This is a genomic window from Bacillus vallismortis, assembly GCF_040784915.1.
GTDB classification, from domain to species: domain Bacteria; phylum Bacillota; class Bacilli; order Bacillales; family Bacillaceae; genus Bacillus; species Bacillus subtilis_G.
Map to the genome: position 1 here is coordinate 1,713,931 of NZ_CP160797.1, position 22,489 is coordinate 1,736,419.

General features: G+C 46.0%; 22 protein-coding genes and 1 other annotated feature. All 22 genes read left to right on the top strand.

Features of this window, described 5'->3' with window-relative positions; all coding sequences use genetic code 11:
* Positions 1-39 precede the first annotated feature (39 nt).
* The 22 genes from ABZM97_RS08470 to pyrE all read left to right on the top strand — a co-directional run bounded on the left by ABZM97_RS08470 (position 40) and on the right by pyrE (position 22,468).
* The gene (locus ABZM97_RS08470; RefSeq protein ID WP_087992131.1) at positions 40-1,320 is read left to right on the top strand and encodes an acetylornithine deacetylase; all 1,281 of its coding nucleotides are present in this window, start codon (positions 40-42) and stop codon (positions 1,318-1,320) included.
* Positions 1,321-1,402: 82 nt separating this feature from the next.
* Positions 1,403-1,648: a YlmC/YmxH family sporulation protein gene (locus ABZM97_RS08475; RefSeq protein WP_367387384.1), complete on the top strand. Its 246-nt coding sequence runs from the start codon at positions 1,403-1,405 to the stop codon at positions 1,646-1,648.
* A gap of 162 nt (positions 1,649-1,810) precedes the next feature.
* Positions 1,811-2,647 (top strand): peptidoglycan editing factor PgeF, encoded by an 837-nt coding sequence (pgeF, locus tag ABZM97_RS08480; protein WP_087992130.1) that lies wholly within the window; start codon positions 1,811-1,813, stop codon positions 2,645-2,647.
* Between the two features lie 6 nt (positions 2,648-2,653).
* Positions 2,654-3,346 carry a YggS family pyridoxal phosphate-dependent enzyme gene (locus tag ABZM97_RS08485; RefSeq protein ID WP_367387385.1) on the top strand — a complete coding sequence of 231 codons (693 nt, stop codon included), beginning with the start codon at positions 2,654-2,656 and terminating at the stop codon, positions 3,344-3,346.
* Positions 3,343-3,801: a cell division protein SepF gene (sepF, locus tag ABZM97_RS08490; RefSeq protein WP_367387386.1), complete on the top strand. Its 459-nt coding sequence runs from the start codon at positions 3,343-3,345 to the stop codon at positions 3,799-3,801. Before ABZM97_RS08485 ends, sepF begins: the two co-directional genes overlap by 4 nt.
* Positions 3,802-3,807: 6 nt before the next feature.
* Positions 3,808-4,080, top strand: coding sequence for a YggT family protein (locus ABZM97_RS08495; RefSeq protein ID WP_087992128.1), 273 nt, complete (start codon positions 3,808-3,810; stop codon positions 4,078-4,080).
* 61 nt (positions 4,081-4,141) lie between these two features.
* The gene (locus tag ABZM97_RS08500; protein WP_087992127.1) at positions 4,142-4,915 is read left to right on the top strand and encodes an RNA-binding protein; all 774 of its coding nucleotides are present in this window, start codon (positions 4,142-4,144) and stop codon (positions 4,913-4,915) included.
* A gap of 93 nt (positions 4,916-5,008) precedes the next feature.
* A complete protein-coding gene (gene divIVA / locus ABZM97_RS08505; protein WP_003221468.1) occupies positions 5,009-5,503 on the top strand; it encodes a septum site-determining protein DivIVA in 495 nt (164 codons plus the stop codon).
* A 62-nt stretch (positions 5,504-5,565) separates the two neighbouring features.
* Positions 5,566-5,798 (top strand) — a binding site (T-box leader).
* 52 nt (positions 5,799-5,850) lie between these two features.
* Positions 5,851-8,616 carry an isoleucine--tRNA ligase gene (gene ileS, locus ABZM97_RS08510; protein ID WP_087992126.1) on the top strand — a complete coding sequence of 922 codons (2,766 nt, stop codon included), beginning with the start codon at positions 5,851-5,853 and terminating at the stop codon, positions 8,614-8,616.
* 143 nt (positions 8,617-8,759) lie between these two features.
* Positions 8,760-9,134, top strand: a complete 375-nt coding sequence (ylyA, locus tag ABZM97_RS08515; RefSeq protein WP_367387387.1) for a sporulation-related RNA polymerase-binding protein YlyA — start codon at positions 8,760-8,762, stop codon at positions 9,132-9,134.
* Positions 9,135-9,237: 103 nt separating this feature from the next.
* Positions 9,238-9,702, top strand: coding sequence for a signal peptidase II (gene lspA, locus ABZM97_RS08520; protein ID WP_087992124.1), 465 nt, complete (start codon positions 9,238-9,240; stop codon positions 9,700-9,702).
* A gap of 1 nt (position 9,703) precedes the next feature.
* Positions 9,704-10,615, top strand: a complete 912-nt coding sequence (locus tag ABZM97_RS08525) for an RluA family pseudouridine synthase (protein ID WP_087992123.1) — start codon at positions 9,704-9,706, stop codon at positions 10,613-10,615.
* Positions 10,616-10,795: 180 nt separating this feature from the next.
* Complete coding sequence (gene pyrR / locus ABZM97_RS08530) at positions 10,796-11,341, top strand: bifunctional pyrimidine operon transcriptional regulator/uracil phosphoribosyltransferase (protein ID WP_087992122.1); 546 nt, start codon at positions 10,796-10,798, stop codon at positions 11,339-11,341.
* A 179-nt stretch (positions 11,342-11,520) separates the two neighbouring features.
* Entirely contained in the window at positions 11,521-12,828 is a 1,308-nt protein-coding gene (gene pyrP, locus ABZM97_RS08535) for a uracil permease PyrP (RefSeq protein ID WP_202327698.1), read from the top strand.
* A gap of 145 nt (positions 12,829-12,973) precedes the next feature.
* Complete coding sequence (locus ABZM97_RS08540; RefSeq protein ID WP_087992120.1) at positions 12,974-13,888, top strand: aspartate carbamoyltransferase catalytic subunit; 915 nt, start codon at positions 12,974-12,976, stop codon at positions 13,886-13,888.
* Positions 13,872-15,158 carry a dihydroorotase gene (locus tag ABZM97_RS08545; RefSeq protein WP_202327697.1) on the top strand — a complete coding sequence of 429 codons (1,287 nt, stop codon included), beginning with the start codon at positions 13,872-13,874 and terminating at the stop codon, positions 15,156-15,158. Before ABZM97_RS08540 ends, ABZM97_RS08545 begins: the two co-directional genes overlap by 17 nt.
* Positions 15,155-16,249 (top strand): carbamoyl phosphate synthase small subunit, encoded by a 1,095-nt coding sequence (locus ABZM97_RS08550; protein ID WP_087992118.1) that lies wholly within the window; start codon positions 15,155-15,157, stop codon positions 16,247-16,249. The genes ABZM97_RS08545 and ABZM97_RS08550 overlap by 4 nt, the downstream gene beginning before the upstream one ends.
* Positions 16,234-19,449, top strand: a complete 3,216-nt coding sequence (carB, locus tag ABZM97_RS08555) for a carbamoyl-phosphate synthase (glutamine-hydrolyzing) large subunit (protein ID WP_253269078.1) — start codon at positions 16,234-16,236, stop codon at positions 19,447-19,449. The genes ABZM97_RS08550 and carB overlap by 16 nt, the downstream gene beginning before the upstream one ends.
* Positions 19,446-20,216: a dihydroorotate oxidase B electron transfer subunit gene (gene pyrK, locus ABZM97_RS08560; RefSeq protein ID WP_087992116.1), complete on the top strand. Its 771-nt coding sequence runs from the start codon at positions 19,446-19,448 to the stop codon at positions 20,214-20,216. The genes carB and pyrK overlap by 4 nt, the downstream gene beginning before the upstream one ends.
* Entirely contained in the window at positions 20,216-21,151 is a 936-nt protein-coding gene (locus tag ABZM97_RS08565) for a dihydroorotate dehydrogenase (protein ID WP_333516236.1), read from the top strand. The genes pyrK and ABZM97_RS08565 overlap by 1 nt, the downstream gene beginning before the upstream one ends.
* Positions 21,120-21,839 carry an orotidine-5'-phosphate decarboxylase gene (pyrF, locus tag ABZM97_RS08570; protein WP_202327695.1) on the top strand — a complete coding sequence of 240 codons (720 nt, stop codon included), beginning with the start codon at positions 21,120-21,122 and terminating at the stop codon, positions 21,837-21,839. The genes ABZM97_RS08565 and pyrF overlap by 32 nt, the downstream gene beginning before the upstream one ends.
* On the top strand, positions 21,836-22,468 hold the full coding sequence (gene pyrE / locus ABZM97_RS08575) for an orotate phosphoribosyltransferase (protein WP_284690394.1): 633 nt from the start codon (positions 21,836-21,838) through the stop codon (positions 22,466-22,468). Before pyrF ends, pyrE begins: the two co-directional genes overlap by 4 nt.
* Positions 22,469-22,489: the final 21 nt, after the last annotated feature.

A 22,489-nucleotide genomic window follows, 5' to 3' on the forward strand; every position in this document is an offset into this window, starting at 1 on the left:
GAAACGGCTTTTTGATTTTTAAGAAAGGAGCGGATCACATTGAATCAACAAATAGACTCTCTGATCAAAAAGGCGGAAGATCAAAAGGGGGACCTGATTGAGCTTGCAAAAACGCTGATTTCTTATCAGACACCTGCTCCGCCTGCAAGGAATACAGACGGCGTCCAGTCATGGATTGCAGGGTTTTTACATGACATGGGATTCTCGATCGATAAATGGGACGTGTACCCGGGAGATCCTAATGTAGTGGGTCTTCTTAGAGGAATGGATTCAGCCGGTTATCATAGCCTGATCATCAATGGCCATGTAGATGTTGCAGAGGTAAAAGAGAATGAGGATTGGGAGCATAATCCGTTTCACCCAATTGAAAAAAACGGTTTCTTAATCGGACGAGGCGCTTCAGATATGAAAGGCGGGTTGGCGTGTGTGCTGTTTGCGGTCAAATTGATTCGTGAAGCCGGCATTGAACTTCCCGGTGATTTGATTTTGCAATCGGTGATTGGGGAGGAAGTCGGAGAAGCCGGCACGCTTGAATGCTGCAAGAGGGGCTATCATGCTGATTTTGCAGTTGTCGCGGATACGAGCGATATGCATATTCAAGGCCAAGGAGGTGTCATTACAGGCTGGATCGAAATCAAAAGCAGTCAAACGTTTCATGATGGGACGAGGCGGAATATGATTCACGCAGGAGGAGGCACATTCGGGGCAAGCGCAATTGAAAAAATGGCAAAAATCATTGCGGGACTCGGTGAACTTGAGCGCCACTGGTCCATTATGAAAAGTTACCATGGCTTTAAACCCGGCACAAATACCATTAATCCGGCTGTTATTGAAGGCGGCAGACATGCGGCTTTTATAGCGGACGAGTGCCGGCTGTGGATTACGGTCCATTTTTACCCGAATGAAACCCATGACCAAGTGGCAGCTGAAATAGAAGATTACATCAACCGGCTGAGCGACAGTGATATTTGGCTTAGGGAAAACCGTCCTGTTTTTAAGTGGGGAGGCTCATCTATGATTGAGGACAGAGGAGAAATTTTTCCGGCACTGGAAGTTGACCCCAGCCACCCAGGCGTCTTAGCGCTTACAGCGTCTCATGAGGAAGTGAAACGGGAGCATCCGGTTATTGACGTTTCTCAATCCGTTACAGACGGGGGATGGCTGTTTAATGCCGGGATTCCAAGCGTGATCTACGGTCCTGGCGATCTGCACAATGCACACTCTGTGAACGAGGAGGTATCGATTGAGCAGCTGGTGGATTACACAAAAATCATGCTCGATTTTATCATTAGATGGTGCAGCGGTAAAAAAGAACAGTAACCATGAAAATTTTTTCTTGCTGACAAGGTTCAGCCCGCCCATTCATATACTTGAAAAAAGGACGGAAAAAGGACGTGATGGAATGATCAGCATCTCAGAATTTCAGGTGAAGGATGTTGTCAATGTCTCAAACGGGAAAAAGCTGGGGAGCATTGGCGATATCGATATCAATGTGACTACTGGTAAAATTCAGGCGATCATATTAGGGGGGAATGGGAAGGTTCTCGCATTTTTTGGAAAAGAAGAGGAATTAGTCATTCCATGGCGAAATATAGTAAAAATCGGGGAAGATGTGATCTTGGTCCGATTAAGTGAACCGCATGCATAAACCTGCTTGTCTGTTGCTGATTGGAAAATGCCGGAAGTCTCGTTTCTTCCGGCACATTTCATTTAGAAATATGCAAATCGGCGCTCAACGAATGCAGAAAGATGTGGTAAAATAAGTGGGAAATTCCGCTTTTTTAAATGTTTGTCGAAAGGTTGGATCATCATGAATACATATCACCCATTCAGTCTTACCACACCCTCGACACTCATGATACAAGACTGGACACAAACGAATCAAAACAACAGAGAAGTCATTGCCGGATTTACTACGAAAAACGGCGGTGTCAGCCAAAAGCCTTTTGAATCGTTAAATACAGGATTGCACGTTCATGACAAAGATGCAGATGTAGTTAAAAATCGCGAATATATTGCCGATATGTTTAATATTGATTTGCAGTCTTGGGTATTTGCTGATCAGACACACGATAATCGCGTTCAAAAAGTGACGCAGAGAGATAGGGGAAAAGGCGCCCGTGAGTATCACACGGCTCTGAAAGCAACGGACGGGCTCTACACAAAGGACAAGAATGTGTTTTTGGCATTATGCTTTGCTGATTGTGTGCCTCTTTTCTTCTATGATCCGGTTAAATCGCTTGTCGGGGTCGCCCATGCCGGGTGGAAAGGCACTGTCAAACAGATTGGCAGAGAAATGGTGAAGCGATGGACCGAGCAGGAAGGGTCAAATTTATCGGATATCTATGCTGTTATTGGACCGTCTATCAGCGGAGCATGCTATACGGTAGACGACCGTGTTATGGATGCTGTCCGGGCATTGCCGGTTTCGGCAGGACGTGCCGTTAATCAGACGGAAAAGGCACAATATCAGCTTGATCTGAAAGAGCTGAACCGCCTTATACTGATCGACAGCGGTTTGGCAACTGAACAGATCTCTGTCAGCGGTTTATGCACGGAAAGTGAGCCGTCTCTTTTCTATTCTCACCGCCGTGATCAGGGGAAAACTGGACGGATGATGTCCTTTATCGGAATGAAGGAGGCATAAAAGATCTTGCGTGTTGTTGATCATTTACGACATATAAACGAACGAATAAACGAAGCATGTAACAGATCGGGCCGCAGCTCCGATGAAGTTACGGTTATTGCAGTCACAAAATATGTATCGCCTGAAAGAGCACAGGAGGCAGTGGATGCGGGCATCACCTGCCTCGGAGAGAACCGGGACGCGGAACTGCTCCGCAAACAGGAAATCATAAAAGGGAATCCGGAATGGCATTTTATCGGCAGTCTGCAATCAAGAAAAGCAAAAGCCGTTGTCAATGCGGTTTCCTATATCCATTCCTTAGACCGGCTCTCATTAGCGAAAGAAATTGAAAAACGGGCTGAAGGTACTGTCAAGTGCTTTGTGCAGGTCAATACCTCTCTTGAGCCTTCTAAACACGGCATGAAAAAAGAAGAAGTCATACCATTCATACAGGAGCTTTCCGGTTTCGAACATATCGTTGTGGCCGGACTGATGACAATGGCTCCGCTGACTGATGAGCAAGATCAGGTCAGAAGCTGTTTCCGGTTGCTGAGAGAACTCCGTCATCAGGTTCAGGAGCTGAAACAGCCGAACGCTCCGTGTACAGAACTGTCGATGGGCATGTCAAATGATTTTGAAATTGCAATTGAAGAAGGGGCTACTTATATTAGAATCGGCTCATCGTTAGTCGGAAATGAAACAGGGGGTGTACAGCAATGAGTATGAAAAATAAACTGAAAAACTTTTTCTCAATGGAAGAAGAAGAATACGAATATGAATATATTGAGACAGAGCGGGAATCTGACGAAGAGCAGCAGGAGCAAAAAGAAAAGCCGGCTTACGCTGCTCATAAACCTGCGGGCAAACAGAATGTAGTGAGCTTGCAAAGTGTTCAGAAATCCTCTAAAGTGGTGTTGAGTGAGCCGCGCGTTTATGCGGAGGCACAGGAAATAGCCGACCATTTGAAGAACCGGCGGGCAGTGGTCGTCAATCTTCAGCGGATCCAGCATGACCAGGCTAAGCGGATTGTTGACTTTTTAAGCGGAACCGTTTATGCCATCGGCGGCGACATTCAAAGAATCGGCTCGGATATTTTCCTCTGCACGCCTGACAACGTAGATGTATCAGGCACAATTTCTGAGCTCATATCTGAAGACGAACATCAGAGGTGGTAAAGCCAGATGATCCTTTATCAAGTTTTTTCGGTTTTAAGCTTATTAATCACAATATACTCATTTGCCCTGATCATATATATTTTTATGTCATGGGTGCCGAGTACGAGGGAAACAGCTGTCGGGCGTTTTTTAGCTTCGATTTGTGAACCATATCTCGAGCCATTCAGAAAAATCATCCCACCAATCGGAATGCTGGATATTTCTCCGATCGTGGCTATTCTTGTGCTTCGGTTTGCGACAACTGGCTTGTGGGGGCTTTATCGCATGATTGCGTTTTAAAGTGACAGTTTGATAGGGGGCTTGGCAGCAGCCAAGCCTCTTTACATAGAAGGGAAAGACGATGAGCGATATATATCAGCACTTCAGAAAAGACGAGCGGGCCTTTATTGATCAGGCGCTCGAATGGAAAAGCATTGTCCAGGAACAGTACAGGATGAAGCTGACCGACTTTTTAGACCCCCGAGAGCAGGTCATCCTCTCTGCTGTTACGGGACAGGCAGACGTCGGGCTTGCTTTTTCCGGCGGCTATGGCAGAGCTGAGCGAAAACGGGCGATTCTGTATCCAGAGTACATAACGCCGGAAGAATCGGATTTTGAACTGCAGGCGTTTAACGTCCGTTATGCTGAAAAATTTGTCTCAGTAGATCACCGTTCTCTGCTTGGTGCATTAATGGGCATAGGCTTAAAGCGGCAAAAGTTTGGTGACATCGTGTTTTCTGAGACATCAGTGCAATTGATTGTCTCAGCCGATACCGCAGATTTTGTGGCTGCACAGCTGACCCAAGCAGGCAAAGCGGCGGTCAGCTTAGAGAAAATTGACTTGTCAGACCTTAACATTCCCGCAGTTGATGTCGAAATAAGAGATGACACGGTTTCTTCTTTAAGGCTTGATGCCGTCTGCGCCTCTATGAGCAGGCAATCCCGCCAGAAATCACAGACGCTTGTGAAAAACGGCCTCGTGAAAGTGAACTGGAAGGTAGTTGAAGATCCTTCATACATGGTGGCAGAAGGGGACATGCTGTCTATCAGAGGCTTTGGCCGGTGCAGCTTGACAAAAATCGAAGGAAAAACCAAAAAAGACAAATGGAGAGTTACGTTTGAACGACAAAAATAGTCGGTTTTTCAGTTTTTTTCTCCATCTGTGCGAAATTTGTTTTATAATGTGAACTAGATAACCGTACTGAAATGTAAAAATGGAGGTGGCATCATGCCATTAACGCCAAATGATATTCACAACAAGACGTTTACAAAAAGTTTTCGCGGATATGATGAAGATGAAGTAAATGAATTCCTAGCGCAAGTCAGAAAAGATTACGAAATTGTTCTCCGTAAGAAAACTGAGCTTGAAGCGAAAGTCAATGAACTTGATGAAAGAATCGGACACTTTGCCAATATTGAAGAAACGCTGAATAAATCGATTTTAGTTGCTCAAGAAGCGGCTGAAGACGTAAAACGCAATTCTCAAAAAGAAGCAAAGCTGATCGTTCGGGAAGCGGAGAAAAATGCTGATCGCATTATCAACGAATCTTTATCAAAATCAAGAAAAATTGCAATGGAAATTGAAGAGCTGAAAAAGCAGTCTAAAGTTTTCAGAACACGTTTCCAAATGCTGATTGAAGCCCAGCTCGATCTTTTGAAAAATGACGATTGGGATCATCTGCTTGAGTATGAAGTCGACGCAGTATTTGAGGAAAAGGAATAAATTTTCTGATCATCTTGACATTTTCTTAGCTTGTCGAATATAATACGTTCATAAATTCAGATGAAAAGACGGTTGAAAGGGACAGTCATGTTTCCTTCAGGCCTTCATAGCGACCCGGAGATGGTGAGAGTCCGGGATGGCCGGAATCATGTAGATCAGCCCTTAAGTTTCCTTTCTGAACTCACAGTAGGTTAGGACGTTCATCACGTTACGATGCTCGAGAGGAAAAAGCGTATGCTGATGCTGGCTTTTTCTAAAAGGGTGGTACCGCGAGATAAGCTTTCTCGTCCCTTATGGGATGAGAAGGCTTTTTTTATTTTCTGAAAAAATGCAGTGGAGGAATGAAAATGGATTTTAAAGATACGCTCTTAATGCCGAAAACAGATTTCCCGATGCGAGGAAATTTGCCAAACCGTGAGCCTGACATTCAAAAGGAATGGGAAGAAGAGGATATTTACCATCTTGTGCAGGAACGGACGAAAGACCGCCCGAAATTTGTTTTACATGACGGACCTCCGTATGCAAATGGAGACATCCATATGGGGCATGCGCTTAACAAAATTTTGAAGGACTTCATTGTCCGCTATAAATCAATGAGCGGCTTCAACGCGCCGTATGTACCTGGCTGGGATACACACGGGTTGCCGATTGAAACGGCTCTCACAAAAAACAAAAAAGTCAACCGCAAAGAAATGTCAGTAGCGGAATTCCGCAAACTGTGTGAAGAGTACGCTTGGAAGCAAATCGAGGGACAGCGTGAGCAGTTCAAACGCCTTGGTGTCCGCGGTGACTGGGAAAACCCATATGTGACATTAAAACCGGAATACGAAGCGCAGCAAATCCGCGTATTTGGTGAGATGGCAAAACGAGGCTACATTTATAAAGGTCTGAAACCGGTTAACTGGTCACCTTCAAGTGAGTCTGCGTTGGCTGAAGCTGAGATCGAATATCAAGATAAACGTTCAGCATCTATTTACGTGGCTTTTGGTGTAAAAGACGGCAAAGGCGTTCTTGAAAACGGCGAGCGTATTATTATCTGGACAACAACGCCTTGGACAATTCCGGCGAACCTCGGAATTTCAGTGCATCCTGATCTTGAGTACAGCGTGATTGCAGTAGGTGAAGACCGCTTTGTCGCAGCAAGTGCTTTAGTCGAAAATGTTGCGTCTGCATGCGGGTTTGAGCAATATGAAGTGACAAGAACGATCAAAGGGAAAGACCTTGAGAACATTATCGCTGAACACCCGCTATATGGCAGAGACTCTCTTGTTATGCTTGGCGAACACGTGACAACTGATGCCGGAACAGGCTGTGTTCATACAGCGCCGGGACACGGGGAAGATGACTTTATCATCGGCCAAAAATACGGTTTAGATGTGCTATGCCCGGTTGATGCAAAAGGTGTAATGACAAGCGAAGCTCCAGGCTTTGAAGGCATGTTCTACGATGATGCGAACAAAGTGATCACACAGCAGCTTGATGAAAAAGGCGCGCTTGTGAAGCTTGAATTTATTACTCACTCTTATCCGCACGATTGGAGAACAAAAAAACCAACCATTTTTAGAGCGACAGCGCAATGGTTTGCTTCAATTAAAGATTTCAGATCAGACCTGCTGGATGCCGTTAAAGAAACCAAATGGGTTCCTGAATGGGGCGAACAGCGTTTGCATAACATGGTTCGTGACCGCGGAGACTGGTGTATTTCCAGACAGCGTGCGTGGGGTGTGCCGATTCCGGTATTTTATGCTGAAAACGGAGAACCGATTATTACAGATGAAACCATCGAACATGTTTCTGAATTGTTCAGGCAGCACGGATCAAACATTTGGTTTGAAAAAGAAGCGAAGGATCTTCTTCCGGAAGGTTTTGCGCATCCTGGCAGCCCGAATGGCACATTTACAAAAGAACAGGACATCATGGATGTTTGGTTTGATTCAGGCTCTTCCCATCAAGCGGTGCTTGAAGAGCGTGAAGACCTCGTTCGCCCGGCTGATTTATATCTAGAAGGATCTGACCAATATCGCGGCTGGTTTAACTCGTCTCTTTCTACAGCGGTAGCCGTAACAGGAAAAGCGCCATATAAAGGTGTGCTCAGCCATGGGTTTGCACTGGATGGAGAAGGACGTAAGATGAGTAAATCAATCGGTAACGTCGTTGTTCCAGCCAAAGTCATGAAACAGCTTGGTGCCGATATTTTGAGATTATGGGTGTCTTCAGTTGATTATCAGGCGGATGTTCGCGTGTCTGACGCCATTTTGAAGCAGGTTGCTGAAGTGTACCGTAAAATCCGCAATACGTTCCGTTTTCTTCACGGCAACGTATTCGATTTTGATCCAAAAACGAATGCGGTGGCTGTCGAAAATCTTCGCGAAGTGGATCAGTATATGCTGATTAAGCTGAATAAACTGATTGATAAAGTGAAAAAAGCGTATGACGAGTACGAATTTGCGGTTGTGTATCACAGTATCCATAATTTCTGCACAATCGAATTGAGCTCATTCTATCTTGATTTCGCAAAAGATATTGTGTACATCGAGCATGCGGATCATCCGGACAGACGCAGCATGCAGACGGTATTCTATGAAACGCTTCTAGCATTAGTGAAGCTTTCAGCTCCTATCCTTCCTCATACGGCTGACGAATTATGGTCTCATTTGGCATTTGTTGAGGAGCAGAGCGTTCAACTGACAGATATGCCGGAAACAATTACGGTTCCAAACAGCGAAGCGACAGAAAATAAATTTGACCGCTTTTTGGCTCTTCGTGACGATGTGCTAAAAGCGTTAGAAACTGCCCGAAATGAAAAAATTATCGGTAAATCATTGGAAGCAAATCTGAAATTGTATCCAAACAAAGAAAACCAAGAGCTATTAGCTTCCATTAAAGAAAATCTTTCTCAGCTGTTTATTGTTTCTGAACTGACAATCAGCGAAGAAAATGAAGCGCCGAACGATGCCCAAAGCTTTGCGACAGGTAAAATCGCTGTCGAGAAAGCGGAAGGCGACATGTGTGAGAGATCACGTGTGATTTCAAAAGACGTGGGGGCAAATCCGAAATACCCTACACTTTCATTGCGAAACGCTGAAATCGTTGAAAAATACTATCAAAAATAATGGAAAAGAGCCCGGCGTAAAAGCCGGGCTTTTTTGTGCCAAGAGTGACATCGATTAGAACAGCAGGAAAAATCTTATGGGCTTTAGATCATCATTCACAGGCAACAATATAGGTACTACGTTAAGAGCAGGAGTTGTGATGAATGAATGATCAACTGACCGCAATTTATACGGAACTTCTTCTGATGAAAGAAGAACTACAGTCGAGATTATTTGAGTATTCTTGCTTTCAGGCTTCAACAAGTCCGCCAGCAGCAATCAATCATAAACAAAAAGCAACTCTGATCTATCACATTAAAGAAGAGCTTCAAGACGTTCTCCTCGCATTGTCCAAAGTCGAAAACGGCACATTCGGATACTGTGAAGAAACCGGGGCTCCCATTCCTCTTTCAAAGCTTGCTGTGCTGCCGACAGCCCGTACAGCAAACGATTTTCTTTATTCTGTCCAATTTGAAAAAAAAACGCTTCCGTTGTGGAAATCAACGGATATTGAATATGGACAGGCACTGTATGAATAACAGTGCCTGTCTGGTTTATATGCCTGATATTTCTTTACTCCAGTGCTTTTTATTGATAAAATGCATAATGGACTAAAGTAACCGTAAAACTGGAGGAACGTTTGTGCTGTATTATATCATTGCACTTCTTATTATTGCAGCCGATCAATTGACAAAATGGCTTGTCGTTAAGAATATGGAACTTGGACAAAGTATTCCGGTCATTGATCAGGTATTCTATATCACCTCCCATCGCAATACGGGTGCTGCATGGGGGATATTGGCCGGTCAGATGTGGTTTTTCTACCTCATTACAACCGCGGTTATTATTGGCATTGTTTATTACATACAGCGTTATACTAAAGGACAAAGGCTTCTTGGCGTAGCTCTCGGACTTATGCTCGGCGGTGCCATCGGCAACTTCATCGACAGGGCTTTCAGACAGGAAGTTGTGGATTTTATCCATGTTATTATTGTGGATTACAATTACCCGATTTTTAATATCGCGGACTCTTCACTATGTGTCGGCGTCATGCTTTTATTTATACAAATGATGTTGGACAGCGGGAAAAAGAAAAAGGAGCAATAGCATGAATCAAATTGATATAACCGCCTCAGAAGAACAAAAAAGTGAGCGGATTGATAAATTTCTGGCATCGACTGAGAATGATTGGTCGAGGACCCAAGTACAGCAATGGGTGAAAGACGGACAAATTGTCGTAAACGGAAGCCCCGTAAAATCAAATTACAAAATTCAGCCAGGTGATCAGGTGACCGTCACTGTACCTGAGCCGGAAGCGCTCGACGTGCTGGCAGAACCTATGGACCTGGATATTTACTATGAAGATCAGGATGTGCTGGTCGTCAATAAACCGCGCGGAATGGTTGTTCACCCAGCTCCTGGGCATCTTACGGGCACACTTGTAAACGGCCTTATGGCTCATTGCACGGATCTTTCCGGAATCAATGGCGTGATGCGTCCGGGGATTGTTCACAGAATCGATAAGGATACGTCAGGCCTGTTAATGGTGGCGAAAAATGATATGGCGCATGAGTCACTCGTGAACCAATTGGTCAACAAAACGGTCACACGCAAATATACGGCGGTTGTCCACGGGCTTATTTCTCACGATGACGGCACTATTGACGCGCCGATCGGACGGGACAAGAAAGACCGTCAAAGCATGACTGTGGCGCGTGAAGGCAAAAACGCAGTCACTCATTTTCATGTGCTTGAGCGTTTTCAGGATTTTACGTTGGTGGAATGCCAGCTTGAAACTGGGAGAACGCATCAAATTCGTGTTCATATGAAATATATTGGATTTCCATTGGCGGGCGATCCAAAGTACGGGCCGAGAAAAACGATCGATTTTAACGGCCAGGCCCTTCACGCCGGTATTTTAGGTTTTGATCATCCTCGCACCGGCGAATATGTCGAATTTGAAGCGCCGCTTCCGGAGGATATGGTCCAATTAATCGAAAACCTCAGAAAAAACGGTTGACAGACTGTTTCTTTTCTGAAATAATAAACGAAGCTGAATAGATTCTTTAAAACAGTCCAGAGAGGCTGAGAAGGATAACGGATAGACGGGATGCGTATATTATGCGCACCTTGTCCTAAAACCCCTCTATGCTCTGGCAGGAGGGGTTTTTCTTCTATATGAACTGTGAGGTGTCACACATTGAATCAAAAAGCTGTCATTCTCGACGAACAAGCAATCAGACGGGCGCTGACCAGAATTGCTCACGAAATGATCGAACGCAATAAAGGTATGAATAACTGCATCCTTGTCGGCATTAAGACAAGAGGGATTTACTTGGCGAAACGCCTTGCGGAGCGAATCGAGCAGATTGAAGGAAGTCCTGTAACAGTCGGTGAGATTGATATTACCCTTTACAGAGACGATCTTTCCAAAAAAACGAGCAACGAAGAACCGCTAGTGAAAGGTGCAGATATTCCGGTAGACATCAACGATCAAAAAGTCATTCTTGTTGACGATGTCCTGTACACCGGAAGAACGGTCAGAGCCGGTATGGATGCGCTTGTTGATGTAGGTAGACCTTCCTCCATTCAGCTTGCTGTGCTTGTTGACAGAGGACACAGGGAGCTGCCGATCCGAGCGGATTATATCGGGAAAAACATCCCGACATCAAAGGCTGAAAAGGTTATGGTTCAGCTTCATGAGGTAGATCAAAACGATCTCGTGGCCATTTATCAAAATGAATGAATAATAGATCACCTTTTTAAAGGCAATCCAGAGAGGTTGCAAAGAGGTGCACAACAAAGCCCCCGAAAGAATACGGCGGATCTTTGTATGCCTCTTTGCGTGAAAAATAGCAAAGAGGTTTTTTTTACAGTCATTGAGTCATCCTAAAATGAAAGTCAACGATCAGGGGGAAAATCATCATGAGTAAGAAAAAAGTAAATTTAGGAGTCAGGGATGTCCCGACACCTTTCTCGTGGGTTTCATTCAGTCTGCAGCATTTATTTGCCATGTTTGGCGCAACAATTTTGGTTCCGAAGCTAGTTGGAATGAGTCCTGCTGTGGCATTGGTGACAAGCGGCATCGGGACACTCGCTTATCTGCTTATTACGAAAGGGCAAATTCCGGCGTATCTCGGTTCATCCTTCGCCTTTATTTCTCCGATCATACTGGTCAAAGCGACCGGCGGCCCGGGAGCGGCAATGGTCGGAGCGTTTCTTGCAGGGGTAGTGTACGGGCTGATTGCCTTATTGATCAGACAGCTTGGAACAGGATGGCTGATGAAGGTTCTTCCTCCTGTGGTCGTAGGACCTGTTATTATCGTCATTGGGCTCGGACTGGCCAGCACTGCGGTAAACATGGCGATGTACGCTGATCCGAACGCGAGTGAATTGGTTTACAGCTTAAAGCACTTCAGTGTAGCAGGCGTTACGTTGGCGATTACGATTATTTGCGCGACTTTCTTACGAGGGTTTTTAAGCCTGATTCCGGTTCTGATCGGCATTATCGGCGGATACTTGTTTGCCCTTACTCAAGGGATTGTCAACTTCCAGCCTGTGCTTGACGCGAAATGGTTTGCGGTGCCTGAGTTTATCATCCCGTTCAAAGACTATTCACCGTCAGTCACACTTGGCATCGCAGCGGCAATGGTTCCCGTCGCGTTTGTGACAATGTCAGAGCATATCGGCCACCAAATGGTGCTGAGCAAAGTTGTCGGACAAGATTTCATTAAAAAGCCGGGGCTTCATCGCTCTATTATGGGTGACAGCGTGGCGACAATCCTTGCTTCCCTGATCGGCGGTCCGCCGACAACGACTTACGGGGAAAACATTGGCGTGCTGGCCATCACAAGAGTATTCAGCGTCTTTGTCATCGGCGGCGCGGCAGTGATTGCCTTATGCTTCGGTTTTATCGGCAAAATCTCAGCGCTGATCAGTTCAGTGCCGTCAGCGGTAATGGGAGGCGTCTCCTTCCTGCTGTTCGGAATCATCGCTTCGAGCGGTCTGAGAATGCTGATTGATAACAAAATTGATTATGAAAACAACAGAAACCTCATTATCACATCGGTGATCCTTGTGATCGGTGTAGGAGGCGCGTTTATCCAAGTGTCTCAAGGAGGATTCCAAGTGTCGGGAATGGCGCTTGCAGCAATTGTCGGTGTCATCTTAAACCTGATTCTTCCGCAGGCGAAGGAAGAGCAGGTTGACACATCTGAACAACATCATATCTAAAACCTTTTAATGAAAGTCCAGAGAGGCTTGGAAGGGTTATAAAGAGAAGGAAGCTTCAATGCTGCCCTCTATTTAACCTTACCCCGAGTCTATCTTAGACCGGGGTTTTTTCAGCCTTAAAGTTGAAATGAGAGGGGAAAAAAACATGAAGCATTTAACGACGATGAGTGAACTCAGCACTGAGGAAATCAAAGATTTGCTTCAAACAGCACGCGACCTCAAAAGCGGAAACACAGACAATGGGCTTGCGGGGAAATTTGCAGCGAACCTGTTTTTTGAACCGAGCACGAGGACGCGGTTCAGCTTTGAAGTCGCGGAAAAAAAGCTGGGCATGAATGTCCTGAATCTTGATGGAACAAGCACAAGCGTGCAAAAAGGCGAAACCCTGTATGACACCATACGGACGCTCGAATCAATCGGTGTAGACGTGTGCGTCATCAGGCACAGTGAGGATGAGTACTATAAAGAGCTTGTCAGCCAGGTGAATATCCCGATTCTGAATGCGGGTGACGGATGCGGCCAGCATCCGACACAATCACTGCTTGATGTCATGACGATTTACGAAGAGTTCAATACGTTCAAAGGGCTTACCGTCTCCATTCACGGCGATATTAAGCACAGCAGAGTGGCAAGATCGAATGCGGAGGTTTTGACAAGACTGGGTGCCCGCGTCCTATTTTCCGGTCCTTCGGAATGGCAGGATGAAGAAAACACATTCGGTACGTTTGCTTCAATGGATGAAGCAGTTGAGTCTTCCGATGTTGTGATGCTGCTCCGCATTCAAAATGAAAGACATCAGTCCGCTGTCAGCCAGAAAGGTTATTTAAACCAATACGGCTTGACCATAGAACGGGCTGAGCGTATGAAGCAGCATGCGATCATTATGCATCCCGCTCCGGTAAACAGGGGAGTGGAGATTGATGACAGCTTAGTAGAAAGTAATAAATCAAGAATATTCAAGCAAATGCAAAATGGTGTATTTATCAGAATGGCAGTGATACAGCGTGCCTTACAAACCAATGTGAAAAGAGGAGAAGCAGCGTATGTCATATCTCATTAAAAACGGCTGGATACTTAACGAAAATGGTGAAAAAACAGAAGCGGATATTCGAGTGACAGGAGAAACCATCACCGAAATCGGAAAGCTTGATGCAGCGGATAAAGAAACGGTAATTGATGCAAAAGGATTGCTCGTTTCACCTGGGTTTGTTGATCTCCACGTACACTTCAGAGAGCCAGGCGGTGAGAAGAAAGAAACCATTGAAACCGGAGCAAAAGCAGCGGCGCGCGGCGGTTATACAACAGTGGCAACAATGCCGAATACGCGGCCGGTTCCTGATACGAAGGAGCAGATGGAATGGGTGCAAAACAGAATTAAAGAAACCTCATGCGTCAGAGTTCTTCCATATGCGTCCATTACGATCAGACAAATCGGTGATGAGATGACAAACTTTGAAGCTTTAAAAGAAGCCGGAGCATTTGCTTTTACAGATGACGGCGTCGGTATACAGACAGCAGGAATGATGTATGAAGCGATGAAGCGGGCAGCCGCAATTGACAAAGCGATTGTTGCACATTGTGAAGACAACTCCTTAATTTACGGAGGAAGTGTGCATGAGGGGACATTCTCAAAAGCAAACGGGCTCAACGGCATTCCTTCTGTGTGTGAATCGGTTCATATTGCCCGCGATGTATTGCTGGCTGAGGCGGCAGGCTGCCATTACCATGTATGCCATATCAGCACAAAAGAGTCTGTCAGGGTCGTACGTGATGCGAAAAAAGCAGGAATCAGAGTGACGGCAGAAGTGTCACCACACCATTTGCTGCTTTGTGATGAGGACATTCCGGGGCTGGACACAAATTATAAAATGAATCCTCCGCTTCGCAGCGCAGAAGACAGAGCTGCTTTAATCGAAGGTCTTTTAGACGGAACGATTGATTTTATCGCAACAGACCATGCGCCGCATACAGAAGAAGAGAAAAATACAGAAATGAAGCTTGCGCCATTCGGAATTGTCGGCTTAGAAACAGCGTTCCCGCTTCTATACACACACTTTGTCAAAAATGGCAGCTGGTCGCTGAAACAGCTGATTGACTATATGACAATTAAACCATGCGAAGCGTTCGGTCTCCCATATGGAACATTACAAACGGGGCAAGTTGCTGATATTACGTTAATTGATTTGGAAAAAGAAGCAGTGATAGAGAAAGAGACATTTTTGTCAAAAGGAAAAAATACACCATTCAACGGCATCAGCTGCATCGGCTGGCCGGTCGCTACAATTGCGGCGGGGAAGCTTGCTTATGAAGAAGGGAGACTTGTCAAATGAAGAGACGATTAGTACTGGAAAACGGAGCGGTATTCGAGGGAAAAGCCTTCGGAAGCTTAGAAAACAGCATGGGAGAAGTCGTTTTTAACACTGGGATGACAGGCTATCAGGAAATTTTATCTGATCCTTCTTACTGCGGGCAGATCGTAACATTAACGTATCCGCTTATCGGAAATTACGGCATTAACCGTGATGATTTTGAATCCATTACCCCTTTTGTAAAAGGGCTGATCGTCAAAGAATTATGTGAATTGCCTTCCAACTGGCGTTCAGCATACACCTTAGACGAATATTTAAAAATGAAAAACATTCCCGGACTGCAGGGAATTGATACAAGAAAGCTAACAAGAATGATCCGCACGGCAGGCGCGCTAAAAGGAACATTCGCTTCACCTGATGAAGATATCGAAGCAGTGCTGAAAAGGCTTGATGAAACTGAACTGCCGAGAAATCAAGTATCTCAAGTATCAGCCAAAACAGCATATCCGAGCCCGGGAAGAGGCAAACGCATCGTCTTGGTTGACTTCGGCATGAAGCACGGGATTCTAAGAGAGCTGAACAAACGGAAATGTGACGTCATCGTTGTGCCTTACAACATTACAGCGGAAGAAGTGCTTCAGCTGAAACCGGACGGCATCATGCTTTCTAACGGACCTGGAGATCCGAAAGATGTGCCTGAAGCGATTGAGATGATCAAAGGTATTCTTGGTAAAGTGCCATTATTCGGAATATGTCTCGGCCACCAATTATTCGCGCTGGCGTGCGGAGCGAATACTGAAAAAATGAAATTCGGCCACAGGGGTTCAAACCACCCGGTAAAAGAGCTGGCAACCGGAAAAGTCGCCTTAACATCTCAAAACCATGGCTATACAGTGTCATCCATCAGCGAAACGGAACTTGAAGTGACACATATCGCAATTAACGACGATACGATTGAAGGGCTGAAGCATAAAACACAGCCGGCATTTACGGTTCAATATCATCCCGAAGCTTCACCTGGTCCTGAGGATGCCAACCATCTATTTGACAGATTCATCGAAATGATCGACACAACAGAGAAAGAAGGGGAAGCGGTATGCCAAAACGCGTAGACATTAACAAAATTTTAGTAATCGGGTCTGGACCGATCATCATCGGCCAAGCAGCAGAATTTGATTATGCGGGAACGCAAGCCTGCCTTGCTTTGAAAGAAGAAGGCTATGAAGTCATTCTTGTCAACTCAAACCCCGCCACAATCATGACAGATACTGAAATGGCTGACCGGGTTTACATCGAACCGCTCACTCCTGAATTCCTGACTCGAATCATCAGAAAAGAGCGCCCGGATGCCATTCTTCCTACTCTTGGAGGCCAAACCGGTTTGAATCTTGCGGTTGAGCTTTCTGAAAGAGGCGTGCTGGAAGAGTGCGGCGTCGAAGTGCTTGGCACGAAGCTGTCTGCGATTCAGCAGGCTGAAGATCGCGACTTGTTCAGAACATTAATGAACGAACTGAATGAACCGGTGCCTGAAAGTGAGATCATCCACTCCTTAGAAGAAGCAGAAACCTTCGTCAGCCAAATTGGATTCCCTGTCATTGTCCGCCCGGCATATACATTAGGCGGAACAGGCGGAGGCATCTGCTCGAATGAAACCGAGCTGAAAGAAATTGTTGAGAACGGCTTAAAATTAAGTCCGGTTCACCAGTGTCTGCTTGAAAAAAGCATCGCCGGTTATAAAGAAATCGAGTATGAAGTCATGAGAGACAGCCGGGATCACGCCATCGTTGTTTGTAACATGGAGAACATTGATCCAGTCGGAATCCACACTGGAGACAGCATTGTAGTAGCGCCGAGCCAAACGCTCAGCGACCGCGAATATCAGCTCTTGCGGAATGTATCGTTAAAACTGATCCGCGCGCTTGGAATTGAAGGCGGATGTAACGTCCAGCTCGCTTTAGATCCAGACAGCTTCCAATACTACATTATTGAAGTAAACCCGCGTGTCAGCCGTTCATCTGCCCTTGCGTCAAAAGCGACAGGATATCCGATTGCAAAGCTCGCTGCTAAAATTGCAGTCGGCCTTTCATTAGATGAAATGATGAACCCAGTGACAGGAAAAACATATGCAGCATTTGAACCGGCTCTTGACTATGTCGTATCCAAAATTCCGCGCTGGCCGTTTGATAAGTTTGAATCAGCAAACAGAAAGCTCGGCACGCAAATGAAAGCGACAGGAGAGGTCATGGCGATCGGCCGCACGCTTGAAGAGTCATTGCTGAAAGCTGTGCGTTCACTGGAAGCGGATGTGTATCACTTGGAATTGAAAGACGCTGCCGACATTTCAGATGAGCTTCTTGAAAAGCGAATTAAAAAGGCCGGTGATGAACGTTTATTCTACTTAGCTGAAGCGTACAGAAGAGGCTACACGGTAGAAGCCCTCCATGACTTTTCCGCTATCGATGTCTTCTTCTTGCATAAGCTTTTGGGAATCGTACAGTTTGAAAAAGAACTGAAGGCAAATGTGGGCGATACGGATGTGCTGAGACGGGCGAAAGAACTCGGATTCTCTGATAAGTACATCAGCCGTGAGTGGAAAATGAAAGAATCGGAGCTTTACAGCTTGAGAAAACAAGCGGCAATTGCGCCCGTATTCAAAATGGTAGATACGTGCGCGGCGGAGTTTGAATCGGAAACGCCATACTTCTACAGCACATATGAAGAAGAAAATGAGTCAGTCGTTACGGATAAGAAAAGTGTGATCGTGCTTGGTTCCGGTCCGATTCGAATCGGTCAGGGTGTTGAGTTCGACTACGCAACTGTTCACTCTGTGTGGGCGATTAAACAGGCAGGCTATGAAGCCATTATTGTCAATAACAATCCGGAAACCGTTTCAACAGATTTCAGTATCTCAGACAAGCTGTACTTTGAACCGCTTACGATTGAAGATGTGATGCACATCATTGACCTCGAACAGCCAATGGGCGTTGTCGTACAGTTTGGAGGACAAACTGCCATTAACCTTGCTGATGAGCTTTCTGCACGAGGAGTTAAAATCCTTGGGACTTCATTAGAGGATTTAGACCGTGCGGAAGACCGGGATAAATTTGAACAAGCGCTTGGAGCACTTGGTGTTCCGCAGCCGCTTGGCAAAACAGCGACATCAGTAGATCAGGCGGTAAGCATCGCGAGTGATATCGGCTATCCGGTACTGGTGCGCCCGTCCTATGTTCTTGGCGGCCGGGCGATGGAGATTGTGTATCATGAGGAAGAACTGCTTCATTACATGAAAAACGCAGTCAAAATCAATCCGCAGCACCCAGTATTAATTGACAGATATTTAACAGGGAAAGAAATTGAAGTGGATGCAGTATCTGACGGTGAAACAGTTGTAATCCCGGGGATTATGGAGCACATTGAACGGGCGGGCGTTCACTCCGGAGACTCAATCGCTGTTTATCCGCCTCAGTCACTCACAGAAGACATTAAGAAAAAAATTGAACAATATACGATCGCATTAGCCAAAGGGCTGAACATTGTCGGTTTGCTCAACATTCAATTCGTACTGTCACAAGGCGAAGTGTACGTGCTCGAAGTGAATCCGAGATCAAGCAGAACCGTACCGTTCTTAAGCAAAATTACGGGTATCCCAATGGCGAACCTAGCCACAAAAGTCATTCTCGGGCAAAAGCTGGAAGCGTTTGGCTATACAGAGGGCCTTCAGCCTGAACAGCAGGGTGTATTTGTAAAAGCGCCGGTCTTCTCCTTCGCTAAGTTGAGAAGAGTGGACATTACGTTAGGGCCTGAAATGAAATCAACAGGTGAGGTCATGGGGAAAGATTCAACCCTTGAAAAGGCGCTCTATAAAGCCTTGATCGCTTCAGGCATTCAAATCCCTAACTACGGTTCCGTGCTTTTAACAGTGGCTGATAAGGACAAAGAAGAAGGGCTTGCCATCGCTAAGCGGTTCCATGCGATCGGCTACAACATTTTAGCGACGGAAGGAACGGCGGGTTACCTGAAAGAAGCTTCAATTCCTGCGAAGGTGGTCGGGAAAATCGGCCAGGACGGCCCGAACTTGCTTGACGTGATCAGAAACGGAGAAGCGCAGTTTGTCATCAATACGCTGACAAAAGGAAAGCAGCCAGCAAGAGACGGATTTAGAATCAGACGTGAATCAGTAGAAAACGGTGTTGCCTGCTTAACATCTTTAGATACGGCAGAAGCGATATTGCGAGTGCTGGAAAGCATGACATTCCGTGCTGATCAAATGCCGGCAGTCAACACAAATCAGGAGGCGGCAATCACTATATGAAAAAAGCGTATTTGACAGTATGTTCTAACCAGCAAATTGCAGACCGGGTGTATCAAATGGTTTTGAAAGGGGAGCTTGTCCAAGGGTTTACAACCCCGGGACAGTTCCTTCATCTTAAAGTGAGCGAAGCGGTTACGCCTCTATTGAGGAGGCCAATCAGCATCGCAGACGTCAACTTTGAAAAAAATGAAGTCACCATCATTTATCGAGTAGATGGGGAAGGAACAAGACTCTTGTCGCTAAAGCAGCAGGGAGAGCTTGTGGATGTCCTCGGGCCTTTGGGAAATGGCTTTCCTGTCAATGAAGTCAAACCCGGAAAGACGGCTTTGCTGGTGGGAGGCGGTGTTGGTGTGCCCCCTCTTCAAGAGCTGTCGAAACGCTTGAACGAAAAAGGGGTTAAGGTCATACACGTTTTAGGATTCCAATCGGCAAAGGATGTTTTTTACGAAGAAGCGTGCCGGCAGTACGGAGACACGTATGTGGCAACAGCCGACGGAAGCTATGGGGAAACCGGATTTGTCACAGATGTGATAAAACAGAAAAACCTAGAGTTTGACATTCTTCTCAGCTGCGGGCCGACACCAATGCTGAAGGCGTTAAAACAGGAATATGCCCATAAAGAAGTTTACCTGTCGATGGAGGAACGAATGGGCTGCGGAATCGGCGCATGCTTCGCGTGTGTGTGCCATACAAACGAAAGTGAGACATCCTACGTAAAAGTATGTCTCGACGGGCCTGTATTTAAAGCTCAGGAGGTGGCGCTGTAATGCTAGAGGTGAAATTGCCTGGACTAGATTTGAAAAATCCGATCATTCCTGCATCAGGCTGCTTCGGTTTTGGAAAAGAGTTTGCGCGTTTTTATGATTTATCTTGTCTCGGAGCCATCATGATCAAAGCTACGACGAAGGAGCCTCGCTTCGGGAACCCGACGCCTAGAGTAGCTGAGACTGGCGCTGGAATGCTCAATGCGATCGGTCTGCAAAACCCGGGGCTGGAAAGCGTCTTGCAAAATGAGCTGCCGTGGCTTGAGCAGTTTGCAACACCGATCATTGCCAATGTCGCAGGTTCTCAGATCGAGGATTATGTAGAAGTCGCAGCGCATATCAGTAAAGCGCCCAACGTTCATGCACTTGAATTGAACATTTCCTGCCCGAATGTGAAAACAGGCGGAATCGCTTTTGGGACGAACCCTAAAATGGCTGCTGATTTGACGAAAGCGGTTAAAGAGGTTTCAGATGTACCCGTTTATGTGAAGCTTTCCCCGAACGTGGCAAATATCACAGAAATTGCATCAGCGATCGAGGAGGCGGGAGCGGACGGTCTTACGATGATCAACACATTAATCGGGATGAGACTCGATTTAAAATCAGGAAAGCCGATATTAGCGAATAAAACAGGGGGGCTTTCTGGTCCTGCTGTGAAGCCGGTTGCTATTCGCATGGTGTATGAAGTCAGCCAGGCGGTCAACATCCCGATTATCGGAATGGGAGGCGTGCAGACGGCCGAAGATGCACTGGAATTTCTTCTTGCGGGAGCAAGCGCGGTCGCTGTCGGTACAGCAAACTTTGTAAATCCTTTTGCATGCCCAGATATTATAGACCAGCTCCCAGCTGTTTTGCGCCAATACGGCTATCAATCAATTGAAGAATGCATCGGAAGGAGCTGGAACCATGAAAAACAACCTGCCCATCATCGCGCTTGATTTTGCAACAGCTGAAGAAACACTTGCATTCTTAGCGCCTTTTCAGCAAGGACCGTTATTTGTAAAAGTTGGGATGGAGCTTTTTTATCAAGAAGGGCCATCTATCGTCAAACAACTAAAAGAAAGAAATTGCGAGCTGTTTTTAGATTTAAAGCTTCATGACATCCCGACCACTGTAAACAAAGCGATGAAGCGCCTTGCCGGTCTCGGAGTAGACCTCGTCAATGTTCATGCGGCCGGGGGCAAAAAAATGATGCAGGCAGCTCTGGAAGGCTTAGAAGAAGGGACGCCGGCCGGACAAAAACGCCCGTCCCTTATCGCGGTAACCCAGCTGACAAGCACATCTGAACAAATGATGAAAGATGAACTGCTGATCGAAAAGCCTCTGATCGACACGGTCGTCCACTACAGCAAACTGGCGGAAGAAAGCGGGCTGGATGGAGTGGTCTGCTCTGTTCATGAAGCAAAAGCCATTTACGAAGCGGTATCGCCTACATTTTTGACTGTTACTCCGGGGATCAGGCTGTCAGAGGACGCTGCGAATGACCAAATCCGTGTAGCGACACCTGCAATTGCAAGAGAGAAAGGTTCATCAGCGATTGTGGTGGGACGCTCGATTACAAAAGCGAAAGACCCGGTAAAAGCCTATGAAGCTGTCAGACTCGAATGGGAGGGGATCAAATCATGAAACAAGTCATCGCAAAACATCTATTAAACATCCAAGCTGTATTTTTACGCCCGAACGAGCCATTTACATGGGCAAGCGGCATTTTATCGCCCATCTACTGTGACAATCGTCTCACGCTATCATTCCCGGAGGTCAGAAATGATGTCGCTTCAGGCATCAGCAAGCTTGTCGAAGAGCATTTTCCTGAAGCTGAAATGATTGCGGGAACAGCAACAGCCGGTATTCCTCATGCTGCTCTGGCGGCTGACCGTTTGAATCTTCCGATGTGTTATGTGAGAAGCAAGCCGAAAGCGCACGGAAAAGGCAATCAGATTGAGGGAACTGTTCAAAAAGGCCAAAAAACGGTCTTGATCGAAGACTTAATTTCCACAGGAGGCAGTGTGCTTGAAGCTGCGGCGGCTTTACAAGCGGCTGGCTGTGAAGTGCTTGGTGTCGTCTCAATCTTTACGTACGGACTGCCTAAAGCGCAGGAAGCGTTTGCGAAGGCAGAACTGCCATACTACTCTTTAACTGATTATGATACGCTCACACAGGTCGCGCTTGAAAACGGCAATATTCATTCAGACGATTTAGAAAAGCTGAAAACGTGGAAACAAAATCCCGAGTCAAAAGATTGGTTTAAAAAATAACAAATAAATTTTGGTGATGTA

Bases quoted from the DNA above. Each gene is read 5' to 3' on its own strand.
- carB (WP_253269078.1), top strand. From the start codon at position 16,234: ATGCCAAAACGCGTAGACATTAACAAAATTTTAGTAATCGGGTCTGGA.
- ABZM97_RS08525 (WP_087992123.1), top strand. From the start codon at position 9,704: ATGAATCAAATTGATATAACCGCCTCAGAAGAACAAAAAAGTGAGCGG.
- ABZM97_RS08550 (WP_087992118.1), top strand. From the start codon at position 15,155: ATGAAGAGACGATTAGTACTGGAAAACGGAGCGGTATTCGAGGGAAAA.
- pyrP (WP_202327698.1), top strand. From the start codon at position 11,521: ATGAGTAAGAAAAAAGTAAATTTAGGAGTCAGGGATGTCCCGACACCT.
- sepF (WP_367387386.1), top strand. From the start codon at position 3,343: ATGAGTATGAAAAATAAACTGAAAAACTTTTTCTCAATGGAAGAAGAA.
- ileS (WP_087992126.1), top strand. From the start codon at position 5,851: ATGGATTTTAAAGATACGCTCTTAATGCCGAAAACAGATTTCCCGATG.
- pyrK (WP_087992116.1), top strand. From the start codon at position 19,446: ATGAAAAAAGCGTATTTGACAGTATGTTCTAACCAGCAAATTGCAGAC.
- ABZM97_RS08475 (WP_367387384.1), top strand. From the start codon at position 1,403: ATGATCAGCATCTCAGAATTTCAGGTGAAGGATGTTGTCAATGTCTCA.
- ABZM97_RS08495 (WP_087992128.1), top strand. From the start codon at position 3,808: ATGATCCTTTATCAAGTTTTTTCGGTTTTAAGCTTATTAATCACAATA.
- ylyA (WP_367387387.1), top strand. From the start codon at position 8,760: ATGAATGATCAACTGACCGCAATTTATACGGAACTTCTTCTGATGAAA.
- divIVA (WP_003221468.1), top strand. From the start codon at position 5,009: ATGCCATTAACGCCAAATGATATTCACAACAAGACGTTTACAAAAAGT.
- ABZM97_RS08500 (WP_087992127.1), top strand. From the start codon at position 4,142: ATGAGCGATATATATCAGCACTTCAGAAAAGACGAGCGGGCCTTTATT.
- pgeF (WP_087992130.1), top strand. From the start codon at position 1,811: ATGAATACATATCACCCATTCAGTCTTACCACACCCTCGACACTCATG.
- pyrE (WP_284690394.1), top strand. From the start codon at position 21,836: ATGAAACAAGTCATCGCAAAACATCTATTAAACATCCAAGCTGTATTT.
- ABZM97_RS08565 (WP_333516236.1), top strand. From the start codon at position 20,216: ATGCTAGAGGTGAAATTGCCTGGACTAGATTTGAAAAATCCGATCATT.
- ABZM97_RS08545 (WP_202327697.1), top strand. From the start codon at position 13,872: ATGTCATATCTCATTAAAAACGGCTGGATACTTAACGAAAATGGTGAA.
- pyrF (WP_202327695.1), top strand. From the start codon at position 21,120: ATGAAAAACAACCTGCCCATCATCGCGCTTGATTTTGCAACAGCTGAA.
- ABZM97_RS08540 (WP_087992120.1), top strand. From the start codon at position 12,974: ATGAAGCATTTAACGACGATGAGTGAACTCAGCACTGAGGAAATCAAA.